Here is a 16,635-nt window from a genome sequence, read left to right on the forward strand (position 1 = left end):
TGCATCAAGTGCGGCGGACTCGGTTTGTTCTCAGAAATAATAGACCGAGAAGCCATGCAAACACTTTCTTATTCAGATTCTTTATTGTCAATTTTGCCGCCAACTATTGCCTTATTAGTGGCACTAATAACCCGTCGCGTTATTACCGCCCTATGCTGTGGTATTTTAAGTGGCGCATATTTGCTCAGTGATTACTCCATTAATGATAGTTTTGTTTATCTATCTCAACTAGCTGTAGGCTTGGTTTGGGATGAGGGCGAAGCTAATTTCTGGAATTTGCAAATCATTCTGTTTTTATTATTGCTGGGGGGGATGACCAGTTTAATGAGTGCAGCTGGCTCCACTCAAGCCTTTGCTGAATGGGCAAAACGAAGAATTAAAACTCAGCGCCATGCCACCATCGCCACTGCTTTATTAAGCTTTGTGGTATTTGTAGATGACTACTTTCATAGTTTGGCGGTTGGCAGTGTCGCTCGTCCGCTCACCGATCAGGCGGGCGTCTCGCGCGCCAAGCTTGCTTATTTATTGGATTCCACTGCGGCGCCGGTATGTGTATTGATGCCTTTATCGAGTTGGGGCGCTTATATCATTGCTTTGGTTGGAGGCTTGTTAGTCAGTCATGGAATCACCAATATTACGCCCTTAGCGGCTTTTGCTACCATGATTCCCTTAAATTTTTATGCAGTTTTTGCTTTACTAATGGCCCTAACTGTCGCCTATTTTAATCTGAATATTGGTCCCATGAAGCAACATGAAGATGCGGCCGCGGCGGGGCAGTTATTTGACCCAGCCAAGGGCACGCCACCAGGCAGCATAAACCATGACTTTCAAGCGAGTAATGGCTCACCTTTAGGCTTGGTATTACCGATCATCATATTAACGTTGGTCACTTTTAGCTGTTTTGTTGTAACTGGTGCAGCAACTATTGAATCGCAGGTCTCCTTTAGCCTGTTACTGGCATTGGAAAATACAGATGTTACTTTATCGCTGGTGATTGGAGGTGCTGCCGCATTGTTGCTAAGTATGGGCTTTGCTGCCAAACAGAGTTTAAGCCTGCAGCAGATTATTAATGCTCTCTGGCTTGGTATTAAAGCGATGAGCCCGGCGATTGCTATTCTGTTGTTTGCTTGGTCAATTAGTGGTGTGATTGGTGATATTGAGACGGGTAAATACTTGGCCTCGAGACTCACTGGTTCGATAGATCCAAGCATGTTACCAGTGTTGCTGTTTATTCTTGCTGGTGTGATGGCTTTTGCTACGGGTACCAGCTGGGGGACATTTGGTATTATGCTGCCCATTGCTGCAGACATGGCGGTGGCCAGTGATGTGAGTCTCATATTGCCGATGTTGTCGGCGGTGTTAGCTGGGGCGGTTTTTGGTGATCATTGCTCGCCGATTTCGGATACCACTATTTTGTCATCGACAGGTGCTGCCTGTCATCATTTAGACCATGTGGCGACTCAACTTCCCTATGCTTTATTAGTTGCATTGATCAGCATTGCTAGTTACATCGTGATGGGAATCACCGGAAATGTGATGGCGGCCTTATCGATTGGTCTAGGCTTATTTGCTATCTCCACCGCGGGTTTATATTATCTGCAGCAAACACCTGTCAAAGCTTAAAGGCTAGGCAGATCGAACAATAATTTTAGGGACTTTGTTGTAGATGGCTTCATTACATTTTAAATATGCGGCAATGAATTCGGGAAAATCGACTCAATTAATTCAGGCTCATTTTAATTATCAGGAGCGAGGCATGAACCCATTGGCTTTGCTTCCTGCAATGGATACAAGAGATGGTGAAGGGATCATCAAGGCTCGAGTCGGCTTGTCACTGCGTGCCGAAACTTTTTGCACACAACAAGATCTGTTTGAATTAGTACTTACTAAACAGCGCCAACAGTCTTTAGATGTGGTGATAGTTGACGAAGGGCAGTTTTTAAGTCGCGCTCAAGTCTACCAACTTGCAAACGTTGTTGATGAGCTAAATATACCAGTCATGGTTTATGGTTTGAAAACGGACTTTTTAGGGGAGTTGTTTGAGGGGGCTTATCATCTGTTATGTTTGGCAGATAAACTTGAGGAACTGAAAAGTATTTGTTGGTGCGGCAACAAAGGGCATTTCAACGCCAGAATAGATCTCAATGGACAGGTGGTTCATGAAGGTAAACAGATCGAAATTGGTGGTAATGAGCGTTATGTCTCTTTATGTCGTAAGCATTTTATTCAAGGGAATGCGGGAGAGCATTAAGGCTTATTGATCTTTGGTGGGTCATTTAGAGAGTGCGTCGTGGCAACGGCGCTCAGCAGATTTAAGTTCCATTAATACAACTTGAATATCTTCTAATTGCTGCAATAAGCTGTGTTTTCTCGATTTTATTTTTTCGATCAATTGCAATACCTCATCACTGTTATTTAGTTTGGCATCGTAAAGATTAAATAATTCTCTGATTTCACTTAGCGAAAATCCTAAACGTTTACCTCTTAAAGTGAGTTTGAGTCTTAATTTGTCATGTTTGTTATAGAGACGTTTGTTGCCAAGGCGCTGTGGCTCAAGCAATCCTTGGTCTTCATAATAACGAATACTGCGGGTACTAATGGCAAATTCTTTGGCAAGTTCACTTATGGTAAATAATGTTGAGCTACGACTCATGTTTCCTCTGTTAACGGTTACTTTTCGAGGGGAATTAACGGGCTTGCTCAAGCCTCAGTAAAAGGTAGCCAGACTTAACTGACTACCTAAATTTAAATGTCTAGAAGCTATGGTTATATTGCATCGCAAAGATGTAAGCATCGCCTTTTGAGATAAATTCTACACCTTCTTCGTTAAAGCCACCTTCTTTACCTTGTATATAAGTAAACCCGGTATCGAAGCTACTGTACTCACTTAAGCTATAGGTAAATCCTAGTCCGTAATTGTAGCGATCATTATCGGGGATGCTGATGGTTTTATGAGTGCGCGAAGGACTTTGGTCGTAAGCCATTCCTGCGCGTAACTGCCATTGTGGGTTCAGGTACCAAGTGCCACCCAGTGCAAGTCGATAAGAGTTACTAAACTTCTCGTCTTTTTGCAACATCGTCGTGCCTTCAGAGTTGGTTGCTCTGATCTCCTGAAAGGTGCTCCAACCGGTCCATAAGTAGCTGTAATGAATTGCAAAGGCCTGATTTAATCGGTGATATCCAGAGAATTCAAAAATGTCGGGCAGGTTCAGGGTGAGCTCTCCCGGGATCACTTGTCCCCCAGTACCATAGGGGTTACTACTTAAGCCTTCAGGGATCTCTGAAAAGTAATCCCCGTCAAAGTCCAAGTCGACTTTAGAACGATAACTCACTCCAAAACGGTGGTCTTGATTAATTTCCCACATTGCACCAATGTTCCAGCCATACCCCCAACCATCACCCTCTACTGAGGCTGCGGTACCCGTCGCGGGAAAGGGACTACTACTACTGCCAAAGTTACGGATCAGCTTGGCGGTACCGTAAACAGCATTTACGCCGGCGCCAATGCTAAGCTGGGAATTAATTCGATAAGACACATTTGGGTTAAAGCTCATTGTCACCAGTTCGGTGTTACCACCGATCTGACCTGCAGCATAGTCACTGGGGTATTCGGTTGAAAGCCCAAAATTGGTAAATAGGCCAACTCCCCAAGCCCACTTGTCATTCAAGGGTTGAATGAAATATCCAGCAGGGACCAGTGCACTAGGAGCGACATCTTGATTGCTTAAGGCATTATCAAGACTAGCTACGCCATTGTTACCTTTTACATAAACGTCGGGCGAGATGTAGCTGAGCGCTCCGGATACGGCAATGCTGTCAAACATCGACATGGCTGCTGGATTACGAGCGAGAACTGCAGCATTGTCGGCGATTGCAGCTTCTCCGGCAAAAGCGCGGCCTAAACCGCTTGCGGAGTGTTCAACTAACTGAAAACCTGCCGCGTGTATCTGTGTTGCGGTTAGTGCACTTGATGCGGTGATAAGCGCGAGTGGCAATATCCTTATCTTCATCGTTTCCCTCTCTAATACGGCAAAAGTTTATCGTTATGGGTCTTGGTTAAGCTTTGCTTATCTATTTTGCTCCATTTTTTCAGGCTAAAAACGGTTTAGCTGAACTTTTAAAGCAAACAAACACCGTGAATGATTGTTTGCTTAAGTCGCATTCTTCGACCCTACTTGCTCTGTTTTGTATCAAGCGCTGACAAACAGTTGCAAATAATCTCGAAAGATAAGCAGGCCTCTAGTGAGCTGACCTCTGACCAGATTAAGAGAAAATGAACAAAATGTTAAGATGATGTTAATTGAGAATGTTAAAAGTTGGAGCTAACGCACAAAGTTAAACAAGTGTTTGATAATGATATTGGCCGATGTGGAGTGCTTGAGCTTGCCTCAATAAAAGAAATACTTCTAATAAAATAGTAAGTTAAGCTGAGTTCTCAGCTTAACTTGATGACTAAATCGATTGATTAAGGTCTTGAGTTAAAATTTCTACCGATTTTTCTATTGGTTCGTTGCGCTCACCAACCACGACTAAGCTGGCGTTTTGTAAGCGGGTGACGGTGCCGCGCATCTTTTTGTCAGCAAAATTTTCTTCCATCGCTAACTCTGTGGATTGAGGAACCACAAAGACATTAATGTTCGAGCCCATCTTGCCTTTCATCACCATATGAAAGGCTGGGCTGCCACCATAGGAGCAATGATTCACATAAACCACTTCACCGGGCAGTTGTTTAAAACTGGCTCCGTAGCGTTCAAGCTTGGCATTTACGGTTTGCAGGGATGGTTGCTCATCGACCCCGTTAATAAAGGGCATTTCTTCGTAAACATGGTTCAGGGCTATTTGCCCAATGTCTCCGGGAGCGGTTGTGTGCCAGTTTATCAAGCTAAAACTTAAACCCAGAACAAAGGCGACAGAGGCGGCCATTGCCATATGGAAGCGGGTTTTACGGCGGTAACGCGATTGTGAATCGTCAAAACTCTGGCGTAAAATGAGCCGTTCAGCAAGCCCTTCTGGAACCTCCACGTTGAAAGCTTGTTCCAGTTTATTTTCGAAGTGCTGCATTTCGTCATAAAGTTTTTTGTTTTTAGCCGTTTGATTGGCTTCCTGAATGAACGCTTCATCACGCTCACGAGGATTGGTATACAGCTGGCGGCGGAATTCTAGCTCATCCATTACTTTGTCCTCGATTTTGGTTATCTTCTAAGGCGTCTTTTAACTGATTACGCGCACGGAATAAGCGAGTCATAACGGTGTTCTTATTTAGCTCTAACATCTCGGCGATTTCATCTCCATTAAACCCGCCGATGAGTTGTAGTAGCAAAGGCTCTTTATATTCCGGTGCGAGTTTATCAATTTGTCGCCTTAACCACTCATTTTCAATTTGTTGCTCACTCGAAAGTGAGTGGGCATCAGCGACCGAATGGTCTTCAATATCCACTAAGTTCAATTGCTTACGTTCAAATCGGCGTGCATTTTCACGTCGCAATATAGTGATCAACCATGATTTAGCGGCCTTTTCATCCTTTAAACTATCGAGCGAACGCCATGCTCGGAGAAAAGTCTCTTGCACAATGTCTTCAGCGATATGTTTGTCACGAACTAACCAGTAGGCGTAACGGTATACATCTCGATTGTATGCCTGAACGAGGGCTTCATAACGTTTTTGTTTTGTTTGCATACCCGATACGACCGAGGCACTAGGATTTTTCTTTCGAAAAAAATTAATTTGCATGTAAATTCCTAGATAATACCTTACCTACTAATCTGTTATGATGACTCACAATAAAACATCCGAGGCTCATGTTATCGTCGCTCCAGTTTCCATGTAGATGGAGTGTTATAACTAAGGCTGACCGTAAAATAAAGGAAAATAGATGAAAACTAAGTTAGAAGAATCTAAAACTTGCTGTTGTGTCGATGTTGGCGCAGTGATTGATGGTGAAGACTGTAGTGTTGTGTTAGAAGAATTATTCGCCGATAAAGCTCAGGCAGAAAGTCGTTTAAATCTGCTGATTGAAAAAGCGCGTAAGGCAGAGTCAGATCCTTGTGAGATAACGAGTGAATTCACAGAAATAGAAGGTGGTGTTCAACTTAATGCATCATTTACCTTCTGTTGTCAGGCAGAAAGCCTAATTTTTCAATTAGGCTTAAACCGCTAATTGTGATTCATGGATTGAGCGAGGCAAGTGATTGATGGGCTTGCTTTGCTTGATTTTCTAGCGTGTTTTTCATAGCTAAGCAACGCTGATAGTAGTCCTTTAAATCTAAGTCTGGTTGATTCTCTTTGCCCCAGTTGATCGCGCTCAGCTCTGCTTGTAGATCCGAAAACTGTTTTGTAAGCTGTTGTTGGCTTACCCAGCGATTTAGCATCTGTTCGGCTAGTTGTGTTTGATTTTGTTGGCAGTATGAGCTAAAGCTTGACCATGAGTCTGAGGGCTGCTCTTTGGCTTGAGTGTGTCGGTCTTTAGAGACCTTATGCTTATGACTCTGTGGTTGATAACGCCACCAAATGAAAATGAGCGCAGCGAGGGTGCTTAACCACGCCAAGGCAAAGAACCAAGTCCATAATGACGTCTTACTCGCTCGCTCGTCGCCCTGTGCTGTGGTGATGGCGCTGGTCGTGCTTGCGGGTGGCATCGAGTTAAGTTGGCTACTCATTGGTGCTGGACTCACTTTAATTTCTCGTTTCTCAATTTCAGCATAGGCGAGCTTATCTTTACTTAGGTCCCACCACGGCAGCTTCCATGCGGGTAGCGTTAATTGGCCACTATTGATGGGGATGAGCGCTACGTGCAGGGTACGCTGCGCAAAAACGATGCCGTCTTTAACGATGGTTCTATCTTGATAGGGTTCGGGGTATACCCGAAAATTATCACCATAATCGAGTTCAATCTCTGGGAGTTGTTTTTCGGTGATACCAGCGACGGTGAGATTAATGATCCGAGTAAAGGCCTGGCCTTGTTGGTAGTCACTTTGTAGCGGCTGAACTTCTTCGCTGAGTAGCAAATCGCTGGACGGTAGCCAAGTTCCTGGAAAGTTAGCTGGCGGTGGGTTTACCTTGAGTGATAGGTTTTGCGCTTCAATATCAATAGGTCTGGTACGATAGTTTCCATCATTAACCAAGCCGCTTAAATGTGCCCCCTTGATGTCAAATTGACCTGCCTTTTCTGGGGTGATCAGCCATTGGCGGATCAAGGTTCGATAGCGTTTTCCATCGACGATTTCTAAGTCTTGTTTGTCATCCCCTAGTTTGTCTATTTTAGCGTTTAGCATGTTAGGGGCAATAATGTTGGCTTGGTCTAAACTATTCGCGACCCAAATTTTACTGGTGTAGCGAACCGGTTGTCCTAAGTAGACTTGGTGCTGGTCGATGCTGACCTCCATGCGCACTTGATCGTTACTGGGATCTAGTTTGTCGATAACTTTAGCTTTTAACTTAATGGGAATGGTCGCTTGTCCGCCAATCGTAAAGGAAGGGATCAAATAACTACCTTCTTCACGCACCAACAGGGTGGTCGTCCAGCGGGTTTGGGTGGAAGACTTTCCGTTAATACTGGTGTGTTGGCGGCCAGTTGCGGTGCTACCTACCACAAAGTTTTGTCTTAGCAAGACCGACGGGTCAAATTCGTTAACTGGCAGAGTATCATCGGCAACAACCTCTAAAGTAAAGGCTTGGCCTACTGCCACAGGGTTTTGACTGACTGAGGCGGTGACTTTAGTGGTGGCATAACTGCTAAAGCTAAGTAAAAGAGTGAATAGTAAACTGAGCGCTTTCACTTACCAATTCTCCTGATTGTTGCTGGGTTGGCGACGACGTTTTTGATATTCGAGGTACATTTTGTTTCGTAGCAGTAAGCTGGGATCATTGGGTAGTGTATTGAGCCATTGCTGTAACTCTTTTTGGTCGAGCGTTGCTTGGTCTTGGGCATTTGTCGGATGAGCCTGCTGCGCTGTTGATGTTTCTGTTGGTTGTTCTTCACTGGCTGGTTGCTCTGCTGCTGACTGTTGGGTCGAGTCTTGGTCCGCCTGTTGTGGATCTTGTTCTGTTTGTTGCGCGGCTGTTTGTTGTTCGGTCGATTCTGACTCTGAGGAAGACGAGGACTGTTGCGGCGTTTGTTCAGATGACTGCTGCTGGGCCTGCTCTGAGTCTTGAGCTTGCTGGTCTGACTGTTGTGCTGATTGTTGCTGTTGCGACGGTTTAGGTTGCTCAGAATCTTGCTGTTGCTGTTGCTGTTGCTGTTGCTGTTGCTGTTGCTGTTGCTTTAATTTTTCGATTAAAGCCTTATTCTCGGCCGCTTCAGGGAATTTAGGCTGCAAACTTAAGGCTTGCTGATAGGCGTTAATGGCTTGTTGATAGTCACCCAATTGGGCAAGCGCATTACCTTGATTAAACCAGCCTGTGGCGCTATGGTCTTGCGCAAATAGCTGTTGGGCTTGCTGATATTTCCCGGCTTTGTAGAGTGCCGAAGCTTGCCATTGTGGATCGCGAAATTGTTCTGCGGCTTGCTGATAGTCACCTTGCTCGAAAGCCTGTTGTGCTTGTTGAGCTTGATTTTGCCATAAATCGATGGCGAAACTGGTTTTGGGCACGCCCAAGCAGGTGATGAATAAACAAACCAAAAGTAGGTCTGCGCGCCGGAGGTTGAGCAACAGCAATAACATGATTAACGGCAATAGCAGATAGCCAATATCTTTGCGGCCTTGCGTTTGTTGGTTAGCACTTTGCTGTGAGTTCGCTTCTCGGTGACGTAAGGATGCTAAATTTTCAATGTCGCTATTATCGGCACTGATAAATTGGCAAATACCGCCAGTTTGCTGGCATAAGGGGAGGAAGTTTTCGGCCTTTATTTCTGGGATCACAATGCTGCCGTATTGATCCTTAAGCATGCTGCCGTCTTCTAAGGGAATGGGGGCGCCTTGTTCGGTGCCTACCGCCAACATCGAAAAACGCAAGTGCTGTTTTTTTAGTATGTTCAGACTATTTTGTATTTGCTGTTCACTTAGACCATCGCCAATTACCACCACATCACCTTGGTTATATCCCGCTTGCTGGATCAATTCGGCAGCTTTACTTAAAGCAAGGGGCAGCATGGAGCCATGCACTGGCATTAATTCTGGTTTTAAATGTGGCACCAAGTTGGCTAAGGTATTGCTATCACTACTCAAGGGGCTCAGCACAAAAGCATCGCCAGCGTAGGCGATTAAAGCGGTCTCGCCGTCTCGCCATTGTTTGAGTAGATCGAGGGCTTTAAACTTCGCTAGTTCGACCCGGTCGGGTTTTACGTCACGGGCGCGCATCGAGTAGGACATATCCATAATTAATACCCGAGCGCTGCCATCTCGATAGAGCGGGATATTATCTGTCACGATACTGGGTCCAGAGAGACTGATAATAATGCAGCCCAATAGACTCGCTAAATGCCATTGTGAATGTTTTGTATGGCTGGGTTTACTGAGTAAGTATTTCGCCATACCGGGGCTCAGTAGTTGTCCCCAAGCCGATGATTCTCGACGTTGTTTGTTGATTAACAATCCCAGTAATATGGGACTAAGCAGTAACCACTCGGGGCGTAAAAAGCTAAGTGACCACACTAATTTGGCTCCTTGAAGTGAAAGCGGCGATTGAATATTGGACGGGCCAGCATTGCCAACAATAGGATGATCACAAAGGCAAGCGGCCAATAATATAACTCGTACTGTGGCCGGTAATATTGCTGAGCTTCAGAGATTGGATTGAGTGCGCCAATGGTTTGATAAATTTTCGCCAAATCTTCGCTGCTGCGTGCGCGATAGTATTTACCGCCAGTGAGTTTGGCGATTTGTTGCAGGGTGGCTTCGTCTAAGTCATGCGAAGGATTGACTTTACGTGTTCCAAACAAAGTTTGTTGGTAGAGTTCGTCGGCACCAATACCAATGGTATAAATCACCACTTTGTTTTTTGCTGCAATTTCAGCCGCTTGTATAGGCTCAACGGTGCCTGAAGTATTTTGGCCATCGGTTAGCAAAATTAATATCCGCTGTTCCGCGGGATGATCCATGAGTTGCTTGATGCCTTGACCAATCCCCTCGCCGATGGCGGTTCTATCACCCACTAAACCATGAACTAGCTCATCGACTTGAGTAAGTAAGGAATCTAAATCGAAGCTTAAGGGGGAGGCGAGGTAGGCGTGGTCTGCGAATAAAATCATGCCAATTCGGTCACCATGGCGCTGATCAATGAATTCTTTTAATAGGTGTTTTACGACCGTTAAACGGTCTACGCTTTGCCCCTGTAATTGCATATCTTGTACTTGCATGCTTCCCGACATGTCTACCGACAATAGTAGGTCTCGACCTTGTTCGTTAATCCCTTGCGTTTGTTCATCTAACCAAACCGGACGGGCGAGGGCGACCACTAAGCAGCACCATACCAGCCATTTAACGCCTCGCTTTAAGCGGGAGATTTGCGGCTGGAATACTACTTGTGTTTGGGCATATGGAAGGCTGGTATTGAGCAGCTGTTCCACTTGACCTTGTTGCTGGGCTGGTCGATTTCGCTCGATCAGCCATAACAGTGGTAAACATAGGAAGGCATAGGGCCACAGGAATTCAAACATTACTCGCCTCTTTACGACTGGCTTGGTTGGTGATTCCCAAAGGGGGTGAGATTTTACCTGTCAATAAAGTTGCCCAACTGAGCGGAGGAGCAACGTGTTTTAACCAGTACTCACATAAGTGCAGGGTTGCAGGTTCCAAAGCGATGGTTTCTGCGGTATAGAGTTGTCGCTGCCATTCGGCCTCTAAGGCGGTAAACTTACCGGGGGCGCGGGTGAGTTTGCTATCTAAGAAAGCTAACCAAGCCTGGCCAGTGAGAGAGGCGACCTGATGTCGTGGAAAATAACTAAGGGCCACCCGCTTCATTAGGATATTTAGCTGGACCAAATCGATGCTGGGATAGCTTTTTAATTCACGCAGCGCGGTTCGGCGCGTGCTGGTGAGTGTCCAATAGCGCCAGCTAATGAATAATAGGAGCGCTAAAACTACCAGACTTAAGCCTGCGACCAACCACCAACCAACAGCGGGTAAACCGGTTTCCAATTGGCTGGGCAAAATAATATCTTTGAGTGCGGCGAGGGGATTGTTTTGCTCAGGCATAGTCTTGCCACTCTAAGGCTGTTGAAAAGTGCTGATGAGGAATTCGAGCTTGCTGTAACATGGCTTGAATGTGTTGCTGGCGTTGACTCGCTCGCTGTTGATATTGCTCCCGAAAGGCTTTGTTATTCGGCTGCAGGTAAGCACTCGAAAGCCCTCGGCTCACTTTTAATTGTTGAGCGCCAGATGTGCTGGGTAGGGCTTGCTCCAGTGGATCGCTGATTTGCCAGGCAAATACTTGATTGTGGTTAGACAAACGTTGGAGTTGCAGCGCGGCGTCTTGGTCAAAGTGATAAAAGTCGCTGATAAGATGCACCTGATAACCAGTTTTAACTAGCTGGCATAGGGTGTCTAGGCTCGTATTCGGTTCCGACGGCGCTAATTGGGCGTGATTGAGCTGTTCAAATTGATGATTGTGTTGCTGGCAGATCACTTGCAATTGATTCAACCAGTGGCTTTTACTGGCGGCGGGTTTTTCATTGTGGCTGTGTTGCCCAAGATGCAACATCATGGCTACTCGCTCACCTAGGCCTTGGGCATACCAACCCAAACAGGCAGCCAGTTCACTGGCAAATACTGACTTTAATTTATTGCCGCTGCCAAAATACATTGAATGCGATAGATCTAAGAAAATAAACACCGGATGTTCACGATCTTCCCTAAACAGCTTGGTATGAGTCTTCCCCGTTCGTGCAGTAACTCGCCAGTCGATACAGCGAATATCATCGCCCGGTTGATAATGCCGAACTTCATCAAACTCCATGCCTCGTCCGCGAACCTTGCTTAAGCGGTTGCCATGGCGATGACTGGTAATCTGCCGCCATGGCGGCAGATTGAGATGCAGGGCGCGGGCCTCAATTAACTGCTCAATTGCCAATGTCACCGGTGACTGACGATTGATTTTATTCATTAAGCAAAGGCCACCAATTCGAGTAAACGAGCAATGACAGTATCGGCTTGGATCCCTTTTGCCTGTGCTTGATAGCTGAGTAATAAGCGATGTCTAAGCACTGGGTAGGCGAGTTGTTGGATATCTTCTGGGCTGACAAAATCTCTTCCGTGTAACCAAGCTCGTGCTCTGGCTGCTCTGGCGAGGGCAATACTGGCTCGCGGGCTGGCACCAAATTCCAACCATTGACTAAATTCGTCGGTATAGCGTTCTGGTTGGCGAGTTGCGACCACTAAGTCAACAATATATTGAGTGAGGGAGGGGGCGATATGCACTTCGAGAATAGCACGACGCAGGGCAAATAGTTTTTGCTGGGTGAGTGCTTCTGGTTGACGCAGATGAACCTGCTTGGCTTCACGCTCGGTGAGCTGCAAAATTTTCAATTCTGTTTCTGCATCAGGATAGCTCAAGCATAACTTAAACATAAAACGGTCGAGTTGCGCTTCGGGAAGCGGGTAGGTCCCTTCTTGCTCAATCGGGTTTTGGGTGGCCATCACCATGAATAACTTCGGTAGCGCATAGCTTTTACTGCCTACGGTGATTTGTTGTTCAGCCATGGCTTCTAACAATGCCGATTGCACCTTAGCAGGGGCGCGGTTAATTTCATCGGCGAGCACTAAATTATGGAAAATAGGCCCTTTTTGAAAACTGAAGCTCGCGGTTTCTGGATGAAAAATGTCGGTACCAGTTAAATCTGCGGGTAATAAATCAGGAGTAAATTGAACCCGGTGAAAGTCACCTTCAATACACTCCGATAAGGCTTTGACAGCTCGGGTCTTTGCCAGTCCTGGAGGGCCTTCAACCAGTATGTGACCATCGGCGAGTAGGGCGATAAGTAGTTGATCAATAAACTCTGTTTGGCCAACAATGCTTTGATTAAGATAATCGCGAATGGCTGATAAATTGTTATTGCTCATTGCATCCTCTAAATTGTCTGTCGCTTGCGGATAATAAAGCACTCTTGCTTAGGTCTCAAAAAATTTCCTTTAAATTTGGTAATTTAATATCAGTTTTAAGCGCTTGTTTGAAATTTGTAAATAAAAGGTTAATATACTGTCGTGAGGTCTGACCTCTTCATCGATGAAGGATACTTGAATGCACCAACAACAATCTTTAAGCACGGCCAATGGCGCTCGTATCGCCGTAGTCGCCGGTTTGCGCACCCCTTTTGCTCGTCAAGCGACAGCCTACCATGGTGTTCCTGCAGTTGACCTAGGAAAAATGGTGGTGAATGAATTAATTAAACGCGTTGATCTGGATGTGAAGCAGATCCAGCAGCTGGTGTTTGGTCAGGTGGTGCAAATGCCCGAAGCACCAAATATCGCTCGTGAGATTGTGTTAGGTACTCAATTGGATGTCTCAACCGATGCTTATAGCGTGTCGCGCGCCTGTGCCACCAGTTTTCAGGCAGCGGTTAATGTGGCGGAATCGATTATGGCCGGAACCATTGATTGTGGCATTGCAGGGGGCGCTGATTCTTCCTCGGTATTACCCATAGGGGTGAGTAAAACCCTGGCCAGAAGTTTGTTGGATTTGTCGAAGGCTCGCAGCGTTGCCCAGCGCTGGCGTATTATAAAGAAGCTGCGTTTTAAAGACATGTTGCCGGTTCCGCCAGCCGTCGCAGAGTACTCGACTGGAATGTCTATGGGGCAAACGGCGGAACAAATGGCCAAAAAACACGGTATTGCACGTGCCGCTCAAGATCAATTAGCCGTACGTTCCCATCGTTTCGCCCATCAAGCTTGGCAAGAAGGCAAACTTGATGGAGAGGTGATGGCCGCCTATTCAGAGCCATATCGTAGCTTTCTGAGTCGGGATAATAATGTGCGTGGTGATTCCAATGAGGAGAAATTGGCTCAGTTAAAGCCGGTCTTTGACCGTAAACATGGTTCCGTTACTGCGGCCAATGCCAGTCCGCTGACTGATGGCGCTGCGGCGGTACTGTTGATGCGCGAAGATAAGGCCAAACAAATGGCTTTGCCTATTTTAGGATATATTCGTAGTTATGCCTTCTCTGCTATTGACGTCCATGAAGACATGTTGATGGGCCCCTCCTATGCAACCCCTATCGCCTTAGATAGAGCTGGAATTAGCTTACAAGATCTGGACTTGATTGAAATGCATGAGGCTTTTGCGGCGCAAACTCTGGCCAATATTAAAATGTTTGCCAGCGATGAGTTTGCCAAGTCGATCGGCCGTGAGAGAGCTTTAGGTGAAATCGATATGGATAAATTTAATGTACTGGGTAGCTCTATTGCCTATGGGCATCCCTTTGCAGCGACAGGGGCTAGAATGATCACCCAGATGTTAAATGAATTGGGCCGCAGAGGGGGGGGGTTAGGCTTAACCACTGCCTGCGCCGCGGGTGGTTTAGGGCTTGCAATGGTATTGGAGGTTGAATAATGGAAGCGGCAAATTTTAGTTTAAGCATCGAAGCGCAGCTTGGACTGTTAAAAATTGATGTTCAAGGCGATAGCATGAATACCCTTAAAGCTGAGTTTGGCCCTCAGTTAGATGTCATCTTGGCTGAATTGGAAGGGCAAAGCCAGTTAAGAGCTTTGGTTATTTATAGTGGAAAACCGGATTCTTTCATTGCTGGCGCTGATATTAGTATGCTCGACGCTTGTGTGACTGAACAAGCCGCGCAAGCTCTCTCTCAGGCTGGCCATCAAGTATTCGCGCGTTTAGCTGGCTTACCTTTTCCGGTGATTGCGGCAATTCATGGTCCTTGTTTGGGAGGCGGTTTAGAGCTGGCGCTTGCTTGTGATTATCGTGTTTGTAGTACCGCAGAAAAAACTAACCTTGGCCTACCAGAAGTACAGCTAGGCTTGCTTCCTGGTGGTGGAGGTACTCAGCGTTTACCTAAATTAATTGGTTTACAGCGGGCTTTGGAAATGATGTTAACCGGTAAGCAGCTTCGCCCTAAACAAGCCTTGAAAAGTGGATTGGTGGATGAAATTGTGCCGCAGAGCATTTTGCTGGAAGCGGCCAAGAAGTATGTGGGCAAGCCAAAACGGAGGCCGAAGGCTAAGTTGAGTTTGTTATCACGATTGTTGGAAGGTAATCCCTTGGGCCGTCAATTGTTATTCTCGCAAGTGAGCAAACAAACCTTGAATAAAACACGGGGCAATTATCCGGCACCGCCGCAGATTATCGCCTGTGTACGATCGAGTGTTGAGCAAGGCGCTGAGCGGGCTTATCAACAGGAAGCTGAACGTTTTGCAAGTTTAGTGATGAGCCCAGAATCGGCCGCTTTACGTCGTTTATTTTTTGCCGCCAATGCGCTAAAGAAAGAGCAGCTGTTTGCTGGGGTTTCTCCCCATCCAGTTGAGCGAGTTGCAGTGCTAGGCGGCGGCTTAATGGGAGCCGGAATTGCCTTTGTCTCTGCCACTAAAGCTAAGGCTCAGGTTCGGATTAAAGATGTCAGTGAAAAAGGCGTGACGGGGGCTTTAAATTATGCCTATCGATTGCTCGATAAAAAGCGGCGACGTCGCTTCATTAGTCATGCTCAATTGCAAAAACAAATGAGTGCGCTGAGTGGAACCACTGATTTTAGTGGTATGAGCAATGCTCAAATGGTTGTTGAGGCGGTATTTGAAGATTTAGCGTTGAAGCAGCAGATGGTTGCTGATATCGAGCAACATTGTCAGCCGAAGACTATTTTTGCCAGTAATACTTCATCCTTACCGATTGCTCAAATCGCGGTAAATGCGGCTCGCCCAGCGCAGGTGATTGGTTTGCATTATTTCAGCCCGGTAGAAAAAATGCCCTTGGTCGAGATTATTCCGCATCAAGGCACCAGCGAGCAAACCATTGTGGATACCTTGCAGTTTGCTCGTCAGCAGGGGAAAACGGCGATCGTGGTGAAAGATGTGGCAGGTTTTTATGTGAACCGTATTTTGGCCCCTTATATCAATGAAGCGGCCCGCTTGTTATTAGAGGGACAAGCGGTTGAACACATCGATAAGACCATGCTTGATTATGGTTTTCCTGTGGGGCCGATGAGCTTGCTCGATGAAGTTGGGATTGATGTTGGCTCGAAGATTGCGCCGATCTTGGAAGCCGAATTTGGCGCTCGATTTAAAGCCCCAGAGGCTTTTGCAAAATTGATTGAAGATAAGCGTTTAGGCAAGAAAAATGGCCGTGGCTTTTACTTATACAGCAAGCATAAAAGAGCCAAAGCGAAACCGGTCGACCACGCGGTGTATAAGCTGCTTGGAGTGACGCCACAGCCGGCGATTGAAGCCTCACAGGTGAGTGAGCGTTGTGTTTATATGATGTTAAATGAAGCGGCTCGCTGTTTGGACGAAGGAGTGATCCGCAGTGCTCGCGACGGTGACTTAGGCGCCATATTTGGCATTGGGTTTCCGCCTTTCTTAGGAGGGCCATTTCGCGCCATGGACCAGATCGGTATTACAAGATTAGTCGATCAGCTCAGAGCGATGGAAGCGAACTATGGGGAACGATTTAGGCCCTGTGAGTCTTTGCTGAAGATGGCAGAGCAAGAGTTACGCTATTATCCGTAAAGAGCGGCCCAGAGCCCAAGCGAAGGCTTG

Annotated in this window: 15 protein-coding genes; 5 read left to right on the top strand and 10 right to left on the bottom strand. The window is 46.3% G+C overall.

All coding sequences use genetic code 11. The annotated features are described in order from the left end of the window. The first annotated feature begins 54 nt into the window (after window positions 1-54). Both ACRRSX_RS09255 and ACRRSX_RS09260 read left to right on the top strand, forming a co-directional pair. A complete protein-coding gene (locus ACRRSX_RS09255; RefSeq protein ID WP_432453493.1) occupies window positions 55-1,623 on the top strand; it encodes a Na+/H+ antiporter NhaC family protein in 1,569 nt (522 codons plus the stop codon). Between the two features lie 43 nt (window positions 1,624-1,666). After that, entirely contained in the window at window positions 1,667-2,251 is a 585-nt protein-coding gene (locus ACRRSX_RS09260; protein ID WP_432453492.1) for a thymidine kinase, read from the top strand. Window positions 2,252-2,272: 21 nt separating this feature from the next. Here the strand turns inward: ACRRSX_RS09260 and ACRRSX_RS09265 are convergent, their stop codons facing one another. From ACRRSX_RS09265 to ACRRSX_RS09280, 4 genes are all read right to left on the bottom strand, one after another. After that, window positions 2,273-2,653 carry a MerR family transcriptional regulator gene (locus tag ACRRSX_RS09265; RefSeq protein WP_432453491.1) on the bottom strand — a complete coding sequence of 127 codons (381 nt, stop codon included), beginning with the start codon at window positions 2,651-2,653 and terminating at the stop codon, window positions 2,273-2,275. Window positions 2,654-2,753: 100 nt separating this feature from the next. Further along, window positions 2,754-4,010 carry an outer membrane protein transport protein gene (locus ACRRSX_RS09270; RefSeq protein WP_432453490.1) on the bottom strand — a complete coding sequence of 419 codons (1,257 nt, stop codon included), beginning with the start codon at window positions 4,008-4,010 and terminating at the stop codon, window positions 2,754-2,756. 442 nt (window positions 4,011-4,452) lie between these two features. After that, a complete protein-coding gene (locus tag ACRRSX_RS09275) occupies window positions 4,453-5,172 on the bottom strand; it encodes a DUF3379 domain-containing protein (RefSeq protein ID WP_432453489.1) in 720 nt (239 codons plus the stop codon). Further along, complete coding sequence (locus ACRRSX_RS09280; RefSeq protein WP_432453488.1) at window positions 5,165-5,731, bottom strand: sigma-70 family RNA polymerase sigma factor; 567 nt, start codon at window positions 5,729-5,731, stop codon at window positions 5,165-5,167. Before ACRRSX_RS09280 ends, ACRRSX_RS09275 begins: the two co-directional genes overlap by 8 nt. A 142-nt stretch (window positions 5,732-5,873) precedes the next feature. Between ACRRSX_RS09280 and ACRRSX_RS09285 the strand changes: the two genes are divergently transcribed. Next, entirely contained in the window at window positions 5,874-6,158 is a 285-nt protein-coding gene (locus ACRRSX_RS09285) for a YfcZ/YiiS family protein (protein WP_432453487.1), read from the top strand. Between the two features lie 7 nt (window positions 6,159-6,165). On the opposite strand, the gene ACRRSX_RS09290 is transcribed toward ACRRSX_RS09285, so the two are convergent. The 6 genes from ACRRSX_RS09290 to ACRRSX_RS09315 are packed head-to-tail and all read right to left on the bottom strand — an operon-like array spanning window position 6,166 to window position 12,996. Next, the gene (locus ACRRSX_RS09290; RefSeq protein WP_432453486.1) at window positions 6,166-7,776 is read right to left on the bottom strand and encodes a BatD family protein; all 1,611 of its coding nucleotides are present in this window, start codon (window positions 7,774-7,776) and stop codon (window positions 6,166-6,168) included. Then, window positions 7,777-9,591, bottom strand: coding sequence for a vWA domain-containing protein (locus tag ACRRSX_RS09295; RefSeq protein WP_432453485.1), 1,815 nt, complete (start codon window positions 9,589-9,591; stop codon window positions 7,777-7,779). Further along, window positions 9,591-10,595 (bottom strand): VWA domain-containing protein, encoded by a 1,005-nt coding sequence (locus ACRRSX_RS09300; RefSeq protein ID WP_432453484.1) that lies wholly within the window; start codon window positions 10,593-10,595, stop codon window positions 9,591-9,593. Before ACRRSX_RS09300 ends, ACRRSX_RS09295 begins: the two co-directional genes overlap by 1 nt. Beyond that, on the bottom strand, window positions 10,588-11,133 hold the full coding sequence (locus ACRRSX_RS09305; protein WP_432453483.1) for a DUF4381 domain-containing protein: 546 nt from the start codon (window positions 11,131-11,133) through the stop codon (window positions 10,588-10,590). Before ACRRSX_RS09305 ends, ACRRSX_RS09300 begins: the two co-directional genes overlap by 8 nt. Continuing rightward, complete coding sequence (locus ACRRSX_RS09310; protein ID WP_432453482.1) at window positions 11,126-12,040, bottom strand: DUF58 domain-containing protein; 915 nt, start codon at window positions 12,038-12,040, stop codon at window positions 11,126-11,128. The genes ACRRSX_RS09305 and ACRRSX_RS09310 overlap by 8 nt, the downstream gene beginning before the upstream one ends. Next, window positions 12,040-12,996 (bottom strand): AAA family ATPase, encoded by a 957-nt coding sequence (locus ACRRSX_RS09315; RefSeq protein ID WP_432453481.1) that lies wholly within the window; start codon window positions 12,994-12,996, stop codon window positions 12,040-12,042. Before ACRRSX_RS09315 ends, ACRRSX_RS09310 begins: the two co-directional genes overlap by 1 nt. A gap of 178 nt (window positions 12,997-13,174) precedes the next feature. Between ACRRSX_RS09315 and fadI the strand changes: the two genes are divergently transcribed. Further along, entirely contained in the window at window positions 13,175-14,482 is a 1,308-nt protein-coding gene (gene fadI / locus ACRRSX_RS09320; protein ID WP_432453480.1) for an acetyl-CoA C-acyltransferase FadI, read from the top strand. Further along, complete coding sequence (fadJ, locus tag ACRRSX_RS09325) at window positions 14,482-16,605, top strand: fatty acid oxidation complex subunit alpha FadJ (RefSeq protein WP_432453479.1); 2,124 nt, start codon at window positions 14,482-14,484, stop codon at window positions 16,603-16,605. Before fadI ends, fadJ begins: the two co-directional genes overlap by 1 nt. Window positions 16,606-16,635: the final 30 nt, after the last annotated feature.

It is taken from the genome of Agarivorans sp. QJM3NY_30 (genome assembly GCF_050870855.2).
GTDB lineage: Bacteria > Pseudomonadota > Gammaproteobacteria > Enterobacterales > Celerinatantimonadaceae > Agarivorans.